Origin of the sequence: Methylobacterium iners (assembly GCF_022179305.1) — a bacterium.
Taxonomy (GTDB): Bacteria; Pseudomonadota; Alphaproteobacteria; order Rhizobiales; family Beijerinckiaceae; genus Methylobacterium; species Methylobacterium iners.
The window spans coordinates 1-16,945 of sequence record NZ_BPQP01000088.1; the positions used below are offsets into that span (position 1 = coordinate 1).

A 16,945-nucleotide genomic window follows, 5' to 3' on the forward strand; every position below is an offset into this window, starting at 1 on the left:
AAAAAGGGCCGCCCCGAAGAGCGGCCCAAGTCTAGGGAGGAAACGCCCAATGAGGGCAGCAGGACCGCGACGCCATCGCGATTCCGCACTGCAATATGCGTCATTCGATATACCAGAGCAACCCTGAGATATTGTTCAGCCCGTCCGGCTTGCGCCATGGCGGGTTTCCGCTGTCTTGTTGCAGCGCTTTTGGCCGCTGCTGCGTTCCCGCTCCGCGATCCGGGGGGAGAGCGGATAGAACGTTGAGTGAGAGTAGCCCCTACCGGCTGGATACCCCTTGGCGGGTCGTTGAGAAGTCGGATTGTTTCGTCATCGAGGATGCCTCTGGCGTCGCGCTGGCGCACATCGCATTTGTCCCTGCCGGGGGGCCTCATCTTGCAACCGGTCAGATGTCGCGCAGCGAAGCTCTGGCCACAGTGAACAGTATGCTGGCCGCTCAGGAACGAAAGATTGCAATCCGCCGGGCGGCGGAGAGGATCGAGGCGGCAGAGCGAGAGTTGAGCTGGACCAGCCGCAAGCTGCATTAGCGCTCGGCCTCAGCGACCTCGCGGACGCAGAAGGGTAGTTTGGGGCTGTCCCTCACCCCTTCACCGGCTGAGCCAGCAGGATCGCCGTGCGCACTGCTGCGCGCTTAACGCTGTCGGGCACCGTGTCGTCGGCAAGGATGAGGCGCGCCTCCGCTGAGCTTCGGATAGCCTTGGCGAGGTCCACAACGTGCGCGCCGCCTATTGCATACGCTGTCGTCTGTGGGGCCCGGAAGTAGGTGTCGACCGCAGCCGCCAGGTGTGCACCCCTGATCTCGCCGTACTGCATGAGATCGCAGATGGTCGGCCGCTCAGCCATTGCTACTGCATCCCCTGCGACCCGCCCACTAGGCCCTCGTCCTGACCGCGAGTCGCGCGAAGAGTAGGGCAGCTGCGCCTCGCGTCGAGTTCGTCTCCCCAAACAGCGGCGAACTAGGTATGCGGGTCAGATAGCAAGGAGCAGGCGAATGAAGTCGACGCTGTCTCGGCTGTTTGCATTGACGGGCATGCTGCTCATCATCGGAGCCGCATTCGCGCTGAAGCGTGCGGGTTATGCCCACGCTGAAATCGATGCCCTCTTCGCGGCTGGCGCGGCCGGGGTTGTGACCTTAACGATTTCCTCGTGAGTGGAGCAGGTGGTGGCCCTCACCGAGCACTTGATTGAAAAGGCTACCTGAAGTGAGCGAGCAAGCGTCAGGGTCCGTCATGCTGTCGAAGGATGATCGGCTGGAGCAGGTTGCTCGCCTGGCGGACCTCCTCGCTGACCGCATTCTCAACGCGCAGATACTAGGGCGCGAGGTCAGGGACAGCGATATTCTCGCTCTCCTCGAAGCGTCTCTGCTGCTGAGCGGGTATGGGCAGGAAACCCCGCCGCTGGTGGTGCAAGGCGTCCTCCGGTTGGATGCTGCCAGGAGCGATGAGGATGCCGAGGCATCTGACAAGGAAGAGCGGCAGGACATCGAACGCCTCGCGCACTCGCTGCGTCCCCAACAGGGGTAGAAGGATCTAGAAGGCTGAGCGCCGAGGCAAGGCCTCGACAGTGAGACCCAGGAAGCCCGGGACCGCAGTCCAATGACGCCAGAGCTACGCCAGGAACTTGTGAGCAGGTGAGTCGAGGGTATCGATGCCGCGCTGCTGCAGATCGGCTTAGGCCGGGATGCTAAGGATGCGGCGTTGACCATCCGCGCGCACCTGATCGATCTGCTCGGCCTGATTGAGCGCAACCCCGGCTTGGATGCGGCCGCCGACGACCTGCAGAAGAGCGTTCACGCTGTGGTCGAAGCGGGTGAAGGTCGCGGGATTGAAGACCGGCAGGCGCGACTGCTGGTAGAGGCCCACGCCCGCTTTCGTGCCCGTCTCGAAGCTGCCGGCGTCGCCTTCATCGCGGAGAACGGGGCTGGGCTTGGCGAGCGGCTCAGTAAACCCTGAACCGAACTGCGTCCCGCGGGTTAAGCCCGTACCCCAAGCATCTACTTTAGCCCCGCCGGCATCCGTCTGCGGGGCTTCTCTTTGCGCCTCAGGCTTGGCATCATCCCTTGGTCCGGGAGCTTCTTCCCTGTTGCGCAACGGACAGGTCCTGCCGTTGTGCATCGTCCCCCGATCATCCGCGGCAGGGCCACCCATTGATTGCCCGGAGATTTATACCTTGAGACATGCATGTTGTTGATCAACAGGGTTATAGTAAGCGGCGTTGCCACACTGCTGGTAGGCGCGTGCAGTCGCCTAGCAGACGCGCCTGCTCAATACAGTGCTTTGCAAAGAGGCGGTCTGATCAACGAAGACTTTTCCCAAATCGATGTCGAGACTCCTCGGGCCAGGAAGAAGCAATTCATGAGGCCTCACACTTCGAAGGTGCAAAGCTCCTCTGAAGTTAACCCTAGTGCAACTCTGGAAGCCTCGATTATGGCGCGCCGCAGTTGGAAATCGCAAAACATAGCTGATCTTGAGAACGTCCGCCCTGCAATCGCTCTGGATCAAACTGCAGACAGGGACATCACAGCTTCGGTCAGGAGCACGAAACCGCCAGCTCGATAGGCTCAGCGCCGCCTGATCATAGGCCTCAGCCCGCCCGGCTCGCCGCGGCGGGCTTTTTCGTGCTGAAGGCCCGTGAACAGCATTACACCAGGCGCGTTCTGTCTCCACATCGCGGAGAACGGACATGCAGAAGAAGCTGATGACGCTGTCGGAGATTGCCCTGGATCGGCATATCACCGTCGAGGAGGCTCAGCATCTCGTCGCCCAGAGCCACTGCCCGAAGATCTTCAAGACAGCTGGGACCTACTACCTGATCTGAAACAGCCGCATCTTCACGGCAGCCCCGCCGGCACCCGCTGAGCGGGGCTTTTTCGTGTTGCGAGACGGCGGTAGCTAAGCCATAGCCCGAGGTGGAAGACCCCAATCACTTCCAAGCTACTCAGCCCCGCCGGCACCCGCCGAGCGGGGCTTTTTCATGCGGCAGGGGAGGTTGATAAGGTAGACTTGCCGGCGAACCAGCGGTCCATTGGATCGCTACCAACGGGAGCAGCTATGGAACGTCCTCATTCGCCAGAAGCGGACGCTGAACGCGTCCGCGCTCCAAACCGAAGAAGCCGCATTTTCATAATCCGCTGCCGGGGTTCGACGAGGGCTTCTACCTTGCCTCCTACCCCGACGTAGCGGACCTCGAAGTTGGCGCTGCTGAGCATTATCTCAAACACGGCTGAAGAGAGGGCCGAGACCCAAGCGCAGTCTTCAGCACCGTGGGCTACCTGAAGGCCAATCCGGACGTGGTGCAGGAGTGGGCTAATCCTCTGATCCACTTCCTGGAATATGGATTTGCCGAAGGTCGGACAGGTTGGCAGAAGCCGCGAGGCGAGCCGGCCCCGCAACCACAGAACCCCGAGGTTGTCTTCAAGTTTCTGCGGGGGCTGCGAGCCGCCTCATAGGCTTACCCATTCAAGGCACTGCATCGTTGCGGTGCCCCCCCGATCAAAGGCGGCCAAAAATTTCAGCCCCGCCGACACCCGTCTGCGGGGCTTCTTTACGCGTTGTGTGCTTCTCGCCAAAAGCCTTTCAGCGTCCGAAATCCCCAGGTCGGTCTCAGCAGGTCTGGCGCTCGTGCGCCATCTGGAGCTCGACCCGGACGTTCGCGACAAGATAGGCCATGGTTCCGCTATCGATCTGGCCAGTCGCATGGTCCCGGCGCAGGATGGTCTCCCCCTGCCAGTCGCGATCGTTCTCGCGGGGCAGATAGCGCTTCAGGTACTCGCTCGTGATCTTGGTCCGGTCATAGCCGCGATGCCGGATGAGCTGCCTGATGTGAAGGACAAGTTCGTCGATACTGCCTTCAGGAGTGCCCAGCTCACTCTGGGCGCCATTCCTCTTGGTGGCGGAGAACCGCTTGAGCATCTGGTGACCTTTGCGAATTGGTCAACCTTGCCGCAAAAATCTTAAGCAAGCTCCAAGTGATGAATTCAGGTCTGCAGCGCCCCGCCGGCACGCGCCGCGCGGGGCTTTTTCAGGCAGGCATTCCTAGCCTTAACTCGCCGTTAACTATACGCATGCTCGTCTTCCTTTAGGCACAGAGACTTACACGATCTGCGCTGGGCCAAAAGGAAGATGCGCGATGACTGTGGTCGCTGAGAAGTTTTGGGCACAGCTCGAAAAGCAGACGGCGGCTGAAGCCAGGCGTCGAACCGAGCGTCCTACCCAGCCAGGACGTATGCCGATGCCACAGCCCAACGAGGCTGCGAACGTCGCTGAAGCTGATGAGCCCTCCGTCCGGCTACCTGTGGCTGATCGAGAGTGGAGCGGCGTCCTCGACATCATCGACGGAGCCCGAGCGCAGGCCGAACTCCAGAAGGAGCTGCTGCGGGCGCAGGCCGAGCATCTTCAAGGCACTATCCAGGAGCTGGAAGAAGAAGCTGAGGTAATCCGTCAGCAGGTCCGCGCGTCTGAGGCGCAGGCGCAGGAGGCCAAAGTTCAGGCAAAGCGGCAGGTGCAAGAGATCCTGGCACAAGCTGAGAACCGCGTGCGTGAAATCGAACAAAGGGCGGATGCGCAGATCGCTTTCGCTCGTAGCGCCGCGCGGCGGGCGGAAGAGCGCGCGGCGGCGGCGGAGAGCTGGCTCGTGCGCATCGAGGCAGCAGCCAGAACCCTTGCTCCGTCAGGGGCTGCGCTTCCAGTTCGGCATGTGGCCTAGCATGGCCGCTTCGCAACCATAGCTCTGGGCTAGGCCCGCCCGGTTCGCGCCGCGGCGGGCTTTTTCGTTGGCGGGTCGCCTCTCGCTCTTAGGGCCGATGAACATCGGCGTTGATCCTCGACGAAGCGTCAAGGTTGCCAATAGTCGTTGCCCGAGCGGCGTCAGTTGCAGTCGGACGCGATCACCTTACAGCTTTGGTGATCGCAAGCCTGCAACGCGCCGGCCTTGGCTCCCTGCTCGGTCTCACCCTTCGCCCAACCATAAGTTCCGTTTCCAGGCGTCCGCACGGCGATCGCACCGCATTGCTGGTAGGTCAGCACGACCTGACAGCTCGTGCCACAATACTCCTTGCAGAACTTCTGTGCGTTGCGCTTAGCTTCGGCCTCAGTATCGGACGAAACGAATGTTAGATCCGGACCTGTGCTCCTTCGCGGGGTTCAGCCGGGCCGACCACGTAGACACCTTGTGCCGTTGATCGGTTCAGTTCGCGACGAAGGCTACCAGGTTCAACGATCACTCCGCCTGCCGCTAGATCCGCGCGCACCCGCTCGATCAAGTCCTCATCCTTCGTTCCCTGCACCGCGGCGCTCAGCAGTTCGTGAGCGTAAGCAGTCGCGCCCTGCTCATCGATCCTAAGCTTCCTGGCTGCATAAGCGGCAAGCGAGCGCACACCTTGGCAATGCATCATGAACCGCGCTTCCTCGGCGCGCACGAAAAGCATCTCGGCAGCCCGTTCTCGCTCCTCAAACAGTTTGGACATGTGCGTCCTCCATCTTCGTCGATGAGCAGTCGACCCTACAGACTGCTCTGCCACCTCAGGATGCTACGCCCAGACATTCCAAAGTACTACGAAGATTTTGGCTCGCACGGAGATCACCAACGGCTACGTCGCAGCCCTCATCATGGCGGACTTCGTCATACCAGACGATGCTGTATCAGTCCGACGCGAGCAGACAGCAAAAACCCGCCGCGGCGTGGGCCGGGCGGGCTCGTGTAGTAGGCGCTGATTAGCGGATTAGGCGGCGCGCTTGGCAGCCAGGGCGGCGTTGTCGTTGAGGGCGACGAACATGCCGGCCGAGATGGCCTCAGTGGTCGCGACCAGAGCGAGCCTCAGCCTTTGACGGTGATGTACTACTGCCCGCTCTGACCACGCGGCTGATTTGCTCCCGTACCCGGTGAGCCGCTTCCGGTGGGACCAGCGTTCGAGCCGCCGTTCCCTCCTTCCTTCATGTTGCCGCCACTGGTGCCCTGTCCACCCGTCGAGCCCATGCTGCCCGGGTTGTTGCCACCAATCCCGTTGCCCGGAGGTTGCGAGGGGATGCCAGAGCCCACGCTCTTCGCGTCCGGCGCGGGTAGCTTCTTCACCCCAGGGCTGTCGTTCGAGCCTGCGTAGGACGGCCCCGCATTCATCGCGAGCAGTGCTGCAAACCCCAGCCGCATGACAAAAAGCTTTGTGCGCATGCTGAAGCCCCACTGGTAACATCGAACGATAAGGTCCGGCGGAAACCTGAGCCGCGTTGCGCCTGTTCCGAGCGCCAATGTCGCGCAAGGCACCCCAGACTTGGCCATGAGGTGTAGGTACGGGGCGAGCACCGCTTTTCTCCACCACGCTCAGCGATGGACCAGACGAATGCCTCACGCTGAATGCCGCAACGCCTGACATCGACGTTGAAGGCGTGGGAAGGCTGCTTGGTCATGGTCTAACCCTGCTACCGCCGATTACATCAACAAAGGCCAACAGCTTGCTGGTGCCTGCCCGCGAGAGGGACAGGGACGAGCCGTGCGCCTTTGCTCATCCGAGCAAGATGCGTCGCCACAGCCGCTCGATCTTAGGGTGAGCACCCGCCAGGACGGCGACCGCCCCGAGCGGTCCGGCAACAACGATGAATGCAAGTTCGGCCATCCGCCCCGCTTAGCCTGTGGCACTGGGGATGGGGCTGTGACACCCTGCCGTGAGGCAGCTTGCCCTGGTTCTGCGGCTACCGACCCAGATGTGAAGCAGGGCCCTGGCGTCCCAACCAGCGCCGACGTCGTCTGACGAGCCAGCCTAAACCACGGCTGAGACCATACAGACCGAGCGCCCCCAGCGCGGCGAGACCGGCTGACCTGAAATCGGGCATCCCCGACACGGTGCCCTGCTCAACCGTTCTCACCAGACCGGGTCCCGTCACACCCACGGTTTGTACAGGGGTCCCTCCGATCATCGTCATATGCCGGCAGCGATAGACCGGATTGAGGGGGGCGACCCGCCCCGCAGAGCAGGCTGGCAACGGACGCGCATCCCATGTTGCTGTTCCGGCAAGCACAAGGGCGACCAGCACCAGGGGCGCGGCCATGAGAAGACCGACGCGGTGCGGGGACATCACAATGCGGATCATCGCTTCCGCCTTCTCGGTATTCGGCAAGCCGACCGGCTGCATGTCAATGCCGCATGGCTTTGGACCGATCCGCCATCCGCGAGAGTTCTCATAAGTCACCCTCCAAGGCGACCCTGCCGCTCCGGCAGTTCGGCCGGCATCCATCAGGAACTAGGTCGCCTCGTCGGGTTGCCGCCACTTGCAGCACGCTGGCCCTTCCTCGACTAGTCCGCGCCCAACCAGCGCTGGTCTGGCGAACGTCTGGGCGCTGAAACAGACCACTCAGTGAGCGGGCCGCAGATAGGCCGGACTGAACTCCGCCAAGGCTCTGACGCTTGGCAGGTCTCGCAGCTTCAGGCTGCGGCCACGAAGTTCGACCAAGCCCCTGCTCCGCAGCTCCTGAAGCGTGCGGTTGACGTGCACGCTGGACAGTCCGAGCGTGTCGGCCAGATCAAGCTGCGTGATCGGCAGCTTGCAGCCGTCATCTTCCGCAAGCCCTACAGCCTCAAGACGGGTCAGGAGCTCACAGAACAAGTGGGACATGCGCTCGGCCGCTGAGCGGGTGCCCAGGTTGACCAGCCACTCGCGGGCCGTGGCTTCTTCGGCCAGCTTGGCCAGCCGCAGGGCTCGCGCCACGGTCGGCTGCTGCGCCATGAGGGTGGCAAGCGTCTCGCGTGAAATCCTGGCGACGAGGCAGGTTGAGAGCGTGCCAACGGCATGGTCCATCCGCCCGAGATGAGGCGCATCGACATCGCAGAGGTCACCCGGCAGCAGGTAGGCCAGGATCTGACGGTCGCCGGTCACCCGGTGCTTGTAGCGGCAGGCGAAGCCATCGAGCACCAGCACGGCGTCAGTGGCCATCTCGCCATCACGCTGTAGGTCGGTACGCGGCTCGACGAGGCGTGCCCCGGCACTCAGCTGCTCCAGAGCGGTGCGGTCCTGCCGCGAGAGGAACACGAAAGCCTCAAGCTTGCGGATGAGGGGGCTTCTCGTGTCGGGCTCGTGACGGCCATAGCAAACGGCCGAGGCAGCCTTGATGTTCTGCACGTGGCTCATGATCCAAGCTCCTGTCGAGAACCTGACAGCGCTCAAACCAGGGTGGCGAGCTAACCTATGTCGATACGAGGCCAACACATGTGAAACGGAAACGTTGCAGCCGGCTTGGCGATGGTGCGATGGAAGACCCTCGCCGCCGCTGGATCCTCGCTCAACCTGCTTGCAGGCCACCGCTAGTTGGTCGGATCAACTGTCGGGAAATGGTCAATGAAGCGCAGGCCTTCCCAGAGATCGACGGCGTGACCATCCACAAGGGCCTTGGCCTTCTTGCAAGCTTCGTCATCATCGATTGCGGTGATCTGGACCATCGATGCGACGACGCCCTGCTCCCCAATCAGGGCCGCGCGATACGCCCGTTCTCCGCTCTCAGTCGATTCCGTCACACCAGCCTACTCCTGGGCGGTCAACTTCCAGAACTTCATGGTCAAGCTACGTAGCTTTGGGTCATCATTGCGAGAAGATGGGGAGTGCTGCGATCAACAACGAAAGGCTCATTGTCGCGCCCTAACGCAGTGAGAGCGATCCCCAGAGTTGAGCCAAACCCTTTAACGCTCAGTGTACTGGGCGATCCTTCGTTGGCGGCTTCAGCCGCAGCTCAGCCTTAAGGTCCGCGATCCTGGCGCGGGCTGCGTCCGCTATGTGCGAGTTTACCGCTGCAACGAGGCGCCCTACTGGGTCAAGACAGACGACCAACCACGGCAAGCCATCAGCTGGCGGGTCGTAGACCGCGAGCGCGTAGCCCTCCGGGTGCAGTTCCGCGGCTTCAACGAGCATGCTGCGCTCCGTCAGACCGGACCTTCAACCTTGGCGACAACACGCGAAAATGAATTGCACGCAAGTAGCTAGGTAAGCATCTCACTGTACGCCGAACGGGACATGCAGGGCGAGAGAGGGATTGCATTGGCTCAGGATGAAGGGGCAAAGCCTAGGATCTTGGCGACGCGAGGGTTTGTGCGCTCAGAGACGATCGATGGAGGCGATACCATCGTGCTGCACATGCATGGCGCGGACGGAACGCCAGTCGCGCTGCTGATGCCCCGCCAAGCTGCCCAGGCTGTGCGTGCGGCCATTCACAACGAACTCGCGGCGTCCTTGGGTCAGGGACCATCCGATGATGGTGCTTGAAGTTTCCGAAGGCTCGCAAGATGTCGACGCAGGAGGATGGACGGACTACGTCTTGATCTCGGCCTCCTCCCTTGCCGAAGCCGAGCGCCAAGCAGCCTTGATCGTGTCCGACACCCTGGGGAGCGCGCCCGGTGAGGCTTACCTGCGTGAAGCCTATGGCCGGGTTGTCTGGACTTCGTCGAGACCGAGCGGGACCCTGCCGGAGGCGCATCGCCTTGATCTGACCTCGCCGTTGCTCACCTCAGCTGAGTGACGGCATCAGCAGAGTCCAGTTCACCCCTTCACCGGCCTGGCCAGCAGGATCGCCATGCGGGCCGAACGAACCTATTCTCGGCGCTTGTTGGCTTCCTCATCGGCCACAGCTTCGACTGCGGCGATGGCGTTCTCAAGCTCCGCGATCCGCTTGAGCGTGCTGTCGGCCGGCATCGCGTCGTAGTCGGCGGCCTGCAGGATGAGTTCGCGCTGGCGCGCTTTGAGGCGGGTCAGGAGGGCGTCCAGTTTGTTCATGCCTGCGATCTAGCGACCGGTGCTCGCCGCCTCAACCGTACCTCAGGCTGGAATATGCTGTACTCCTGACCGGCGCGGTAAACTGGCGCTCTCAGCAGAGGTTGCAGCTGTCGTCTGAAGACGATAGCCCGGCGCCTCAGCTTCTTGGCGCACTTAACCACGATCAAACCATGCAAACTTCAACTGCGTCTGCCTCCACGATGCAGCTTGCTGTGGTCCGCGCCTGGTCGGCCGGAGACAACACCGCCGATATTGCGCAGCTACTCGACGTGAGTGAGCCGGAGGTCGAGAGGATCCTCGCCCAAGCTCGGGAGGCGCGCCGTATGGCGCCACCGCCACTCGCCGAGTTGCCTACGGCTCAGGCATTCTGAAAAGCCCCGGCCTGCCTCAGGCACAACAGCGTTGGAGCAGGCTGATTGACTCAGTCGCGGAAGCGCTTCGCGAACGCCTTGGCGCGGTCCTCAGGCATGTCGGCGAGGGCCACACGTGCGGTGTAGCCGCCGTAGATCACGTCGCGATCCGTAACGCTCCAGTCCCCGATCTCGCTTGCGGGAACGGTCATGGCATCGCCGGCCTTGTAGGCGCTGCCGTTGAGCGGCTTGTTGGCAAGGCGGCCCCGGAACACACCATCACGATGGCTATCGACCTGTAGCCAGATGTGCTCGGTCGCGCCGTTTTGCGTCAGCGGGAACTTCACGGCGTAGGTGCCGGGCGCGCTGCTATTCAGGAGCGCAAGGAAGCGCGGTAGCGTCGCCCGTGCCTCGTCCTTGGCCGCGTTCATCCGCGCATCGCGCGTGTGGTAGGCTACAGCGTTGGCGTTGATAGGTCGCGGTGCCGCCTCGGACCTGCCGGCCGCCGCCTCGGGGATTGCGAGCGGGCTCATGCTGGACTGAAAGGGCTTGAACGCGAGAAACCCAGCCGCGACCGCGACCACCACGAAATAGATACGCATGACACGACCTCAGCTGCAGAGGCCTTCTTCTTACATCAATGACTTAGCACGCAATTAAAACCGTAGGTGAAACACCGATTGCAGACCATCCTTAAACCCTAGTCGAAAAATTCAAACCTTCACCGGCCGGGCTAGCAGGATTGCCGTGCGCACCGCGGAACGCTTCGAGGCGTTCTCGATGCCGGGATCGGCGAGCATGCTTTGCGCGTAAGGGCTTCTGGCTACAGCGCTGGCGAGGTCTGCGGGATGCTCGCCGATCATAAAGCGGCCGGTGGTCGGGTCGGCCATGTAGGCATCAACGGCCGCATTCACATCCTCGTCGCTGATCGCCTTGGCCTTGAATAGATCACCGAAATAGGGATCATCCGCCATCGCTAATGCACCCCCTCAGCCCTGCCCATCAGGCCCGTGTCCCAGGCCAGGGCCACGACGCCGCCGAAGATCACCGGCGGCCAACCGTAAATGCTGTAGGTGTCGTCCGGATCCGCGAGCTTCTGGACGATGCAGCCGGAAATGCGGAGGGCCCTGATTGCCTCATCAAGGAGGGCGTCGGCAGCATCGTGCGTGGGAGGGACGTCCAGCGTCATAGCGGGGTGACGCTAACATGGGTTTAAGAGCGCACGATGAATGAAGTGAATCAGCCCTCGCCCGTGAACGCCCCGATCGGAACGCCTTCCGATATGCCCGGCATGTCGCGGCGGTAGTGCGTCCGCTCGAAGACGATGCGGTTGGGCTCGACTGCCGTTACTGCCTCCCCACTGAGCACCAGGGCACCGCGATAATCCGAGCGGAGCACGCCGAGCTCAGGATGAACGCCGAAGAGTTGCGCGGTCGTCCAGCCGAGCGCCCCCGCGTCGTCCGCGAACCGATCCAGGAAGGCCAGCGCTGCCGTGTTGGACCGCAACCCATTTCGGACCCGCAAGACCGGGGCAGGGCGACACACCCGGCTTCAGGCTCAGGAAGCCCTCGCGCCAAGCGCGCACTTCGGACGAGCAGAGGGGGATCGAGGGTGATGCTGACATGGCGCCCGGCAGCTACGAAGGGGCAGACGAGACAAGGGAGGGTGTGTGGGTCGGCTATGCCAAATGTGCGACAGCCAGGCGGCCGCGATGTGCCGCGCTGCTTCTGTCGCTTAGGCTCTGGCCTGTCTCAGGCGTCCCTGCTGGAGAGGTCACCAGCCTCCATGTCGGTCAATGCATTCTGACGGTCTACGAGGTACTGCTCGAGGTCGCCGCCCGCCGCTTCCTTCAGCTCGGCGATGGAGATCCCATCAGCGGTCGCCTCGACAGCACAGGCTTCCGCCTTATCGCGCATCTCCGCTTTTGCCTCCACATGGCCTGGGCTGGTCAGGTTGTTCTCCACCCAGCCCTCAAGCCACTGGTCCACATCGACGTCAGCCATGTCAGCGTCTCTCCTGCCTGCAGCCAAGCATAATCCAGCGAGATGGAGCGCGCGAGGGTACGACGCAAGGCGACGAGCCGGCTTTGGCTGACGCCACACTTTCGGACAGCGCGAACGCTGAGCAAGCAGGCCATGCGAGCTTCGTCACCCGGTCTAATCACGGGCTGGCGGAATATGATCGAGCTGATGCGCGACTTGGCTTGTAGATCTCTGGTATGAGCGTCGATGGCTTACACGCTTCATCGACTCGCGGCCGGCAGCTACGACCTTGCCCTTGATGACGCCATCATGGGCTGCGTGGTCCAGGAGGTCTCGCGCACCGGTCAGGTCGAGGGCTGGCGCGTGGAGTTGCTGGACGACCTGCCGACGGTGCTGCGGCCCCAACCCTTCACGCAAGCAGAGCACCACTTTCCTACGCTGGAGGCCGCCGTTGCGTGGCTCGGCGGCGCGCCCGTGGTAGAGGAAGGCGATTGAGTGCGCGCCTGAAAAGGGAACAACGCCAGCGGGTCGAAACGACGGTTGCGGACGGGCGGCGTACTGGCCCTGTTGGTCACCGCTTCTCTGGTCGCGCTAACAGGATGGCAGCGCGCACAACACCGCGTCGTCGCATCATGTTAGCGTCTGGATCAACCAGCACCCGCTGAGCGTACGCACTCGCCTCCACAGCCCCGGCAAGGTTCAGCACGTAGCTGCCACCGATCTCGAACGTCTCCGTGGCAGGATCAGCCATGTAAGCGTCGACTGCCCTGACGAGATCCATGCCGAGGATGACCTTAGCTTCGAACAGCTCGCCTATGGTTGGATCATCCGCCATGCAGCGTCCTAGCGCGGGTCTTCCAAAGAGACCAAGCGAGCCCTGCCGCCCGATCTGATCACGGGCTAGCAGGGCGTCTCGTGGACCCCTCTACACATGCGTTCAGGGCTGCGATGCCGCTTGAAGCAGATTTAGATCCATGGCCGACAAGGCAAGCAGGGGCGCCGGCATAGCCACGCCGGCTCTTCGCATCTGCTGAGCCGCGCTACGGCACGCGCTCAAGTCATTGCTGCGAGCAGCTGCTTTGACCTGTTCGATCGCCTCCGGCGTCGGCTTAGGCGCCACAGGAGTAGCAGGCCCGGCCGGCGGAGGGGCGGCTTGGGTTTGCGCCGCCTGGGTGGCATTTGAGCTGGGCGTGGCGTTCCCGCTCGCACCCGATGGAGCGGCTGCGTTCTGCGTGCCGCCCTGCGGACCCGCCGCGCCAGGACCGGATTGGGTGATCTGCCCAGATTGGCCGGAGGTGTTCTGCGCAGTCCCCTGAGCGGCAGGCTTGGACTCGGCACTATCTGCCTTGGGCGCCTGCACCGCTGAAGCGAGTTGGGCAGGTTGCGGATCGGCCTTCTTGGCTGGATCAGGCTGCTGCACAAACGCAACGAGTTCCTGACACAGGTTTGCGGGCTTGCCGGTTGCAGCATCCAGTGGAGGCGTTGGGGCGCCTTCCTGAGCCAGGACGTGGAGAGGAAGGAAGACTGTTGGTGCCAGCCATGCGGCGATAAGGAAGCCTGTCACGGTAGACCTCATCCACAGGGCCCCTGGTAGCGGGAGGCCATGCTACTGCCGATGATCCAACGCGGCGAGCGTATTCGAGGTCCTGCAGGAGAGCGACGGATTAGCCGGCCGGCTTCCGCTCACGGAAGCGGATGCCAGCTCCTCCCCCGTTCTCGGGAATGAACTCAAGGCCGGCGCGCTCAAGAGCAGCTCGCATCTTCTCGACGCTGCTCATTCTAGCATCTTGGCCAGCCTCGAAGCGGTTGACCGTGTTCGTCCCAACCTCGGCATGGCGAGCAAGGTCCTGCGTGCTCCAAGCGAGAGCGGCGCGAGCCATACGACATTGAAACGGCTTCATATGGTGAGATTATCACCGAAAGTAGTTGACTTCAAACCGGAGACGATTAAACCCCTTGTGGTGTGATTATCACCACTGAGGCAGCAATGGCTCTCCGCCGCTCCATCTTCTGGTCCTCTGCCACTCGCGACATGCGGGGTGATCGCGTCACGCTGCCCGCCGGCTTCCTCGCCGCTCGCGCCCGCATCGATCTCGCCGTCCGCACCCGCGGTCCTCTCGTTGCCGCCGGTCAGTTCAGCCGCTCTGCAATCATGGCTGCTGCCGTTGCTGCCGCGAAGTCCCATCAGGCCCACACCGGCTCGACCTGGGGCGAGGCTATGGCCGTATCCCTCAAGGCCGCCTGGCAGGTGGCCAAGGCCGCTCGCCGCGCCGTGGCGCACTGAGCCGGGCCAATGACTTTCTTGCCCTTCTCGCGTCGTGCCGTCCTCGGGGCTGCCGTCCTGCTCGGCCCCATCATGCGCGCTGCCGCAGCAGCTGCCCTGATCCCATCCTTGCCGCAATCCGCTCCGCCCGGGTAGCAGATGGACGGTAACCCCGACGATGAGGATGACGGCGACGCTGAACCGTCCCTTGGTGCTCCTGAGGGCCACGCGAACCAGATCGTCTGGCTACGTGGCTCGGATCTCGACTATGAACAGGACATCAGGAGCCCGGATTAGCACCTCCCGCACCACAGCACGCCCCGGGCAAAGCTGGTGCGAAGCTGGTCCCTCACACGAAGTGCGCCGGCAGCGCCAAGATTCGCGCGCACTCGATTAGCGCGGAGCCAACAACGCTCAGTGCTATTCCGATCATGAGACGATCAGCTAGGTCCAGCGGCGCCATATCGGTGTTAAACATCGGAGGTCTCCTCGATTTGGCGACCTCAGCTGGGCCGTCTTGAGGCAGGCTTATGGTCCAGCCTGTTTTCCCGATGATTGCTCCGATTATTGCGTCACTTCGCGATCAGCCCCGCTACTGCGGCGGCAGCGGCGCCGGGATCATCACGAAGTAGATAAAGAATGCGATCAGGGTGAGCGCAAGCAGCCCTGCCAGGATGTAGCCGGTCTTGCTTGAGCGGACCCGCTCCTGGTGATTGTTGATGTCGTGCACGCCATGCCTCCGGACTGATGCTGTGACGGCAACCATCCGGGGCGGCCTAAGTTCGTGAAGACCGCCGCTTCGTTTCACGTTCGGCGGCCGATCGGGCGTTGAACAAGAAAGGCCAGCCCCAATATGGCTGGCCTCGCTAGAGCGAACTCACTCCTCGATGCTAGATATGGCGCAACCGCTATGGCAAGGCGCCAGCCGTCTCCTTCACCTTCGTCATCGTTTCCTGGCAGCCCTTCTCGTCGCCTGCCTTGTCCTGTGTGCGCGCCTTCTCAAGCAGCGCCTTGGCATCCGAGACGCTGGCTGCGGTAGCCTTCAAGCTGGGATCGGACGGTTGCCCCGATGGTGGCTTGTCCAGAGCTTTCTCCGAACCGGGAGAGGTAGGGCCACCCGGAGGCGTTGTCCCCGTCACCTTCTCAGCGCCCGCGCTGTTCAGACGACGCTCAATTGTAGAAATATCATCCTTGCACGAGACGGCGAGCGCAGGGGCAACACCGCCTAGCAACACGACGGCAGCGGCGGTGGTCTGAAACAATCGCATCAGGCGTTTCCTCTCATCCGTGTTAGTACCGGCGAGAAGGTCTGCTGCGGCTGTTAGGTTTCGACGCGCGACTCTCCGCCGCTATTGAGCTCGGCCCATCACGTCACACGAAGTGCGCCGGCAGCGCCATGAGGCGAGCGAATTTAATCAGCACAAACGCCGCGACTCCGACGCTGGCGCTGACCACCAGGCAGCCGGCCAGGATCAACGTCTGCGATACGAACCTGAACATCGGAAGCCCCTCCGTGTTGACAGCCTCAGCTCGGCCGACGTGGGGACGGGCTTGTGGTTAAGCTCCTTTGCGCTTTGATTGCTTCGATTGTTGCGTCGGCCGATCGTGAGCGGCGCTAGAGCGCCCTAATCTGCTCCACCCACTGCGCTTCGCCCGCGATGTTGATGAGCTGACCCTCGGTCCGCAGATCAACAGCCTCCTCGATCTTCCGAACGAACGACGCCTGCGCCACGCCCTTCCCGGCAAATAGCCTCTTCCAGCGCTGACGCACTGGAAGGGGCCAATGCAGTCTGCGGCATGATCCGCCAAACGCTCTAGTAAGGAGTCACCCAGATCTCATGCAGACCATCGGCATCTTCAAACCAGAAGGCCTCTGAGATTGTGTCTAGGCCGCACGCCGGATATGTTCGAACGATCCCGTGAACCAATCGATCTGCAACCTCGCGCTTCTTGATTGCATACGCGAGCAGACGAGGGGTCGAGCCTCGGGTTTCGCTGAGATCGCGGACATAAATTGCGTGTGACATGAGACCTTCGCTTCTAATGTGAGAATGCAACTGATAGCTGCGAGTAAAATGCGCAGGTAACGGCTAAGTTCGACGCCGCCTTAAACAAAGGTTAATGAAATCGTCGAGTTTCTGGTAGAAGTCTTGCAATCTTAGCTGGTATTCCACATCCCTGGCGGTTGTTGTGCGACGACAATCGGTCGCTCCGGCAACAAGGTCGTATCGGCTCCGTCTACGCAGTATCAACGCCGAGGGCATGACGATCCAGATCCCGGTGCAGACCGCGAACCTGCACGCCGCCTAGGCAGCGTGCAGTGGCTCTTCGGTTGCAAGCGCCGGAAAGTGCGGATCGTGCACGAAGTGGTTCGTCTGGGTAGCGGGCGAGCGGTCCGGACGCAGTGGCGGGAAGTAGGGATTATAGGTCGACCAGAGCTTGTCGCGCTGCGCTTGCGACTGCTGCTCTGAGCCTTCGTCGACCGTCCACACTTGTTCTGCCTGCACCGCGCCCGCCCTTTAAGCCTGAGCGCGCCCCCTACTCGCTCCCCGCTGAGACGCTGTTACCGCACAGCCTCAAATGCAACGCTTCCCGCCTCTA

General features: G+C 62.4%; 25 protein-coding genes and 1 pseudogene. 9 read left to right on the plus strand and 17 right to left on the minus strand.

From position 1 onward, the window contains the following. The first annotated feature begins 242 nt into the window (after nt 1-242). A complete protein-coding gene (locus tag MFF55_RS22685; RefSeq protein WP_238246385.1) occupies nt 243-527 on the plus strand; it encodes a hypothetical protein in 285 nt (94 codons plus the stop codon). A gap of 52 nt (nt 528-579) precedes the next feature. Here the strand turns inward: MFF55_RS22685 and MFF55_RS22690 are convergent, their stop codons facing one another. Next, nucleotides 580-843 carry a hypothetical protein gene (locus tag MFF55_RS22690; protein WP_238246386.1) on the minus strand — a complete coding sequence of 88 codons (264 nt, stop codon included), beginning with the start codon at nt 841-843 and terminating at the stop codon, nt 580-582. Nucleotides 844-991: 148 nt separating this feature from the next. Here MFF55_RS22690 and MFF55_RS22695 point away from each other — a divergent pair, with 148 nt between their 5' ends. The 4 genes from MFF55_RS22695 (at nt 992) to MFF55_RS26890 (ending at nt 2,817) form a co-directional block, all read left to right on the plus strand. Then, nucleotides 992-1,150: a hypothetical protein gene (locus tag MFF55_RS22695; RefSeq protein ID WP_238246387.1), complete on the plus strand. Its 159-nt coding sequence runs from the start codon at nt 992-994 to the stop codon at nt 1,148-1,150. 79 nt (nt 1,151-1,229) lie between these two features. Further along, complete coding sequence (locus tag MFF55_RS22700) at nt 1,230-1,523, plus strand: hypothetical protein (protein WP_238246388.1); 294 nt, start codon at nt 1,230-1,232, stop codon at nt 1,521-1,523. 174 nt (nt 1,524-1,697) lie between these two features. Continuing rightward, entirely contained in the window at nt 1,698-1,952 is a 255-nt protein-coding gene (locus MFF55_RS22705) for a hypothetical protein (RefSeq protein WP_238246389.1), read from the plus strand. A 730-nt stretch (nt 1,953-2,682) separates the two neighbouring features. Continuing rightward, on the plus strand, nt 2,683-2,817 hold the full coding sequence (locus tag MFF55_RS26890) for a hypothetical protein (RefSeq protein ID WP_283206786.1): 135 nt from the start codon (nt 2,683-2,685) through the stop codon (nt 2,815-2,817). A 785-nt stretch (nt 2,818-3,602) separates the two neighbouring features. Here the strand turns inward: MFF55_RS26890 and MFF55_RS22715 are convergent. Beyond that, nucleotides 3,603-3,911, minus strand: a complete 309-nt coding sequence (locus tag MFF55_RS22715) for a hypothetical protein (protein ID WP_238246390.1) — start codon at nt 3,909-3,911, stop codon at nt 3,603-3,605. Between the two features lie 319 nt (nt 3,912-4,230). Here MFF55_RS22715 and MFF55_RS22720 point away from each other — a divergent pair, with 319 nt between their 5' ends. Next, nucleotides 4,231-4,704 carry a hypothetical protein gene (locus MFF55_RS22720; protein ID WP_238246391.1) on the plus strand — a complete coding sequence of 158 codons (474 nt, stop codon included), beginning with the start codon at nt 4,231-4,233 and terminating at the stop codon, nt 4,702-4,704. A 161-nt stretch (nt 4,705-4,865) separates the two neighbouring features. Here the strand turns inward: MFF55_RS22720 and MFF55_RS22725 are convergent. From MFF55_RS22725 to MFF55_RS22740, 4 genes and pseudogenes are all read right to left on the minus strand, one after another. Next, a pseudogene (locus MFF55_RS22725) lies at nt 4,866-5,093 on the minus strand (DUF4189 domain-containing protein); the annotation flags it as partial. A 17-nt stretch (nt 5,094-5,110) separates the two neighbouring features. Beyond that, a complete protein-coding gene (locus MFF55_RS22730) occupies nt 5,111-5,464 on the minus strand; it encodes an ATPase inhibitor subunit zeta (RefSeq protein WP_238246392.1) in 354 nt (117 codons plus the stop codon). A gap of 1,879 nt (nt 5,465-7,343) precedes the next feature. Further along, entirely contained in the window at nt 7,344-8,117 is a 774-nt protein-coding gene (locus MFF55_RS22735) for a Crp/Fnr family transcriptional regulator (protein ID WP_238246393.1), read from the minus strand. A gap of 173 nt (nt 8,118-8,290) precedes the next feature. Next, on the minus strand, nt 8,291-8,500 hold the full coding sequence (locus MFF55_RS22740) for a hypothetical protein (protein WP_238246394.1): 210 nt from the start codon (nt 8,498-8,500) through the stop codon (nt 8,291-8,293). 728 nt (nt 8,501-9,228) lie between these two features. Between MFF55_RS22740 and MFF55_RS22745 the strand changes: the two genes are divergently transcribed. Then, nucleotides 9,229-9,495 carry a hypothetical protein gene (locus MFF55_RS22745; protein ID WP_238246395.1) on the plus strand — a complete coding sequence of 89 codons (267 nt, stop codon included), beginning with the start codon at nt 9,229-9,231 and terminating at the stop codon, nt 9,493-9,495. 71 nt (nt 9,496-9,566) lie between these two features. Here MFF55_RS22745 and MFF55_RS22750 read toward each other — a convergent pair whose 3' ends face one another. From MFF55_RS22750 to MFF55_RS22775, 6 genes are all read right to left on the minus strand, one after another. Further along, the gene (locus MFF55_RS22750) at nt 9,567-9,749 is read right to left on the minus strand and encodes a hypothetical protein (protein ID WP_238246396.1); all 183 of its coding nucleotides are present in this window, start codon (nt 9,747-9,749) and stop codon (nt 9,567-9,569) included. 421 nt (nt 9,750-10,170) lie between these two features. Next, nucleotides 10,171-10,701, minus strand: a complete 531-nt coding sequence (locus MFF55_RS22755) for a DUF2314 domain-containing protein (RefSeq protein ID WP_238246397.1) — start codon at nt 10,699-10,701, stop codon at nt 10,171-10,173. Nucleotides 10,702-10,812: 111 nt separating this feature from the next. Further along, on the minus strand, nt 10,813-11,073 hold the full coding sequence (locus MFF55_RS22760) for a hypothetical protein (RefSeq protein WP_238246398.1): 261 nt from the start codon (nt 11,071-11,073) through the stop codon (nt 10,813-10,815). A 2-nt stretch (nt 11,074-11,075) separates the two neighbouring features. After that, nucleotides 11,076-11,288, minus strand: coding sequence for a hypothetical protein (locus tag MFF55_RS22765; RefSeq protein WP_238246399.1), 213 nt, complete (start codon nt 11,286-11,288; stop codon nt 11,076-11,078). Nucleotides 11,289-11,338: 50 nt separating this feature from the next. Then, a complete protein-coding gene (locus MFF55_RS22770; RefSeq protein WP_238246400.1) occupies nt 11,339-11,605 on the minus strand; it encodes a hypothetical protein in 267 nt (88 codons plus the stop codon). Between the two features lie 245 nt (nt 11,606-11,850). Continuing rightward, on the minus strand, nt 11,851-12,102 hold the full coding sequence (locus tag MFF55_RS22775; protein WP_238246401.1) for a hypothetical protein: 252 nt from the start codon (nt 12,100-12,102) through the stop codon (nt 11,851-11,853). Nucleotides 12,103-12,327: 225 nt separating this feature from the next. On the opposite strand from MFF55_RS22775, the gene MFF55_RS22780 reads away from it, so the two are divergent. Then, nucleotides 12,328-12,576: a hypothetical protein gene (locus MFF55_RS22780; RefSeq protein WP_238246402.1), complete on the plus strand. Its 249-nt coding sequence runs from the start codon at nt 12,328-12,330 to the stop codon at nt 12,574-12,576. Nucleotides 12,577-12,652: 76 nt separating this feature from the next. Here the strand turns inward: MFF55_RS22780 and MFF55_RS22785 are convergent, their stop codons facing one another. Further along, a complete protein-coding gene (locus MFF55_RS22785; protein WP_238246403.1) occupies nt 12,653-12,916 on the minus strand; it encodes a hypothetical protein in 264 nt (87 codons plus the stop codon). A 1,152-nt stretch (nt 12,917-14,068) separates the two neighbouring features. Between MFF55_RS22785 and MFF55_RS22795 the strand changes: the two genes are divergently transcribed. Then, nucleotides 14,069-14,365 carry a hypothetical protein gene (locus MFF55_RS22795; protein WP_238246405.1) on the plus strand — a complete coding sequence of 99 codons (297 nt, stop codon included), beginning with the start codon at nt 14,069-14,071 and terminating at the stop codon, nt 14,363-14,365. A 571-nt stretch (nt 14,366-14,936) separates the two neighbouring features. Here MFF55_RS22795 and MFF55_RS22800 read toward each other — a convergent pair. The 4 genes from MFF55_RS22800 to MFF55_RS22810 all read right to left on the minus strand — a co-directional run bounded on the left by MFF55_RS22800 (nt 14,937) and on the right by MFF55_RS22810 (nt 16,851). Beyond that, nucleotides 14,937-15,074, minus strand: coding sequence for a hypothetical protein (locus MFF55_RS22800; protein ID WP_238246406.1), 138 nt, complete (start codon nt 15,072-15,074; stop codon nt 14,937-14,939). 178 nt (nt 15,075-15,252) lie between these two features. After that, entirely contained in the window at nt 15,253-15,612 is a 360-nt protein-coding gene (locus tag MFF55_RS22805; protein WP_238246407.1) for a hypothetical protein, read from the minus strand. Between the two features lie 103 nt (nt 15,613-15,715). Beyond that, entirely contained in the window at nt 15,716-15,844 is a 129-nt protein-coding gene (locus MFF55_RS26895; protein ID WP_283206787.1) for a hypothetical protein, read from the minus strand. 806 nt (nt 15,845-16,650) lie between these two features. Continuing rightward, a complete protein-coding gene (locus MFF55_RS22810) occupies nt 16,651-16,851 on the minus strand; it encodes a hypothetical protein (protein WP_238246408.1) in 201 nt (66 codons plus the stop codon). Between the last annotated feature and the right edge of the window lie 94 nt (nt 16,852-16,945).

Bases quoted from the DNA above. Each gene is read 5' to 3' on its own strand.
- MFF55_RS22690 (WP_238246386.1), bottom strand. From the start codon at position 843: ATGGCTGAGCGGCCGACCATCTGCGATCTCATGCAGTACGGCGAGATC.
- MFF55_RS22745 (WP_238246395.1), top strand. From the start codon at position 9,229: ATGATGGTGCTTGAAGTTTCCGAAGGCTCGCAAGATGTCGACGCAGGA.
- MFF55_RS26890 (WP_283206786.1), top strand. From the start codon at position 2,683: ATGCAGAAGAAGCTGATGACGCTGTCGGAGATTGCCCTGGATCGGCAT.
- MFF55_RS22795 (WP_238246405.1), top strand. From the start codon at position 14,069: ATGGCTCTCCGCCGCTCCATCTTCTGGTCCTCTGCCACTCGCGACATG.
- MFF55_RS22715 (WP_238246390.1), bottom strand. From the start codon at position 3,911: ATGCTCAAGCGGTTCTCCGCCACCAAGAGGAATGGCGCCCAGAGTGAG.
- MFF55_RS22730 (WP_238246392.1), bottom strand. From the start codon at position 5,464: ATGTCCAAACTGTTTGAGGAGCGAGAACGGGCTGCCGAGATGCTTTTC.
- MFF55_RS22750 (WP_238246396.1), bottom strand. From the start codon at position 9,749: ATGAACAAACTGGACGCCCTCCTGACCCGCCTCAAAGCGCGCCAGCGC.
- MFF55_RS22805 (WP_238246407.1), bottom strand. From the start codon at position 15,612: ATGCGATTGTTTCAGACCACCGCCGCTGCCGTCGTGTTGCTAGGCGGT.
- MFF55_RS22755 (WP_238246397.1), bottom strand. From the start codon at position 10,701: ATGCGTATCTATTTCGTGGTGGTCGCGGTCGCGGCTGGGTTTCTCGCG.
- MFF55_RS22760 (WP_238246398.1), bottom strand. From the start codon at position 11,073: ATGGCGGATGATCCCTATTTCGGTGATCTATTCAAGGCCAAGGCGATC.
- MFF55_RS22780 (WP_238246402.1), top strand. From the start codon at position 12,328: ATGGCTTACACGCTTCATCGACTCGCGGCCGGCAGCTACGACCTTGCC.
- MFF55_RS22775 (WP_238246401.1), bottom strand. From the start codon at position 12,102: ATGGCTGACGTCGATGTGGACCAGTGGCTTGAGGGCTGGGTGGAGAAC.
- MFF55_RS26895 (WP_283206787.1), bottom strand. From the start codon at position 15,844: ATGTTCAGGTTCGTATCGCAGACGTTGATCCTGGCCGGCTGCCTGGTG.
- MFF55_RS22735 (WP_238246393.1), bottom strand. From the start codon at position 8,117: ATGAGCCACGTGCAGAACATCAAGGCTGCCTCGGCCGTTTGCTATGGC.
- MFF55_RS22720 (WP_238246391.1), top strand. From the start codon at position 4,231: ATGCCACAGCCCAACGAGGCTGCGAACGTCGCTGAAGCTGATGAGCCC.
- MFF55_RS22700 (WP_238246388.1), top strand. From the start codon at position 1,230: ATGCTGTCGAAGGATGATCGGCTGGAGCAGGTTGCTCGCCTGGCGGAC.
- MFF55_RS22695 (WP_238246387.1), top strand. From the start codon at position 992: ATGAAGTCGACGCTGTCTCGGCTGTTTGCATTGACGGGCATGCTGCTC.
- MFF55_RS22785 (WP_238246403.1), bottom strand. From the start codon at position 12,916: ATGGCGGATGATCCAACCATAGGCGAGCTGTTCGAAGCTAAGGTCATC.
- MFF55_RS22765 (WP_238246399.1), bottom strand. From the start codon at position 11,288: ATGACGCTGGACGTCCCTCCCACGCACGATGCTGCCGACGCCCTCCTT.